The following is a 1,005-nucleotide window of genomic DNA, read 5'->3' on the forward strand; positions in this document are numbered from 1 at the left end:
AAAGAGGGTGACGAAGCAATGATTTAGGAGACATTACAATCAATGGTCGACGCATTGGGCGTACTACTTGACGACGAATCATGTGGTACACCTGAGCTGGCGTTGATGGTACAACGACCTGCATGTTTTGCTCAGCACACAATTGAAGGTAACGCTCTAGACGAGCAGATGAGTGCTCCGGACCTTGGCCTTCGTAACCATGAGGCAGAAGCATCGTCAGGCCGCACAAACGTCCCCACTTTTGCTCACCAGACGAAATGAATTGGTCAATAACCACTTGTGCGCCGTTAGCGAAGTCACCAAACTGCGCTTCCCAAATGGTCAAACCGCCAGGTTCAGCTGTTGCATAACCGTACTCAAATGCAAGAACAGCTTCTTCCGACAACACAGAGTCAAAAACTTGGAAAGGCCCCTGCTTGTCATGGATATTCGCTAGCGGGATGTAAGTGCTTGCATCTGATTGGTTGTGAAGAACTGAGTGACGATGGAAGAAAGTACCACGACCTGAGTCCTGACCAGAAATACGGATACGCTTACCATCGTCTACCAATGTCGCGTAAGCCAATGTTTCAGCCATACCCCAGTCAATAGCCTTCTCACCTGTCATCATTGCTAAGCGATCGTTGTACAGCTTGTTTACTCGGCTTTGCAGCTTGTGGCTTTCCGGGTACTGACATCAACGATTACCTCGATCGACAAGGCGTTGCTTATCGTAGGTCGATTCACATTGCATATCCCACTCGTGTCCTAAGTAAGGAGACCAGTCTACAGAATGCAATGCCATCGGACGCCACTCTTTCACCACGACTTCACCGCGGTCAAGTGCATCACGATACTCGTTCACCAACTGCGTTGCAGTTTCAATATCCGACTCATTCTTATCAATCAGAACATCGGCGTACAGTTTACGAGGAGTTGGGTGCTTTTTGATTTTTTGGTACATCAACGGCTGAGTCGCGTTCGGTTCATCCGCTTCGTTGTGACCATGACGACGGTAACAAACCA

Annotated in this window: 1 pseudogene; it reads right to left on the bottom strand. The window is 48.7% G+C overall.

The features are described 5' to 3' along the window. Positions 1-1,005, bottom strand: a pseudogene (locus R7O12_RS27185) (thiamine pyrophosphate-dependent enzyme); the annotation flags it as partial.

The organism is Vibrio sp. Vb1574, from assembly GCF_033338675.1.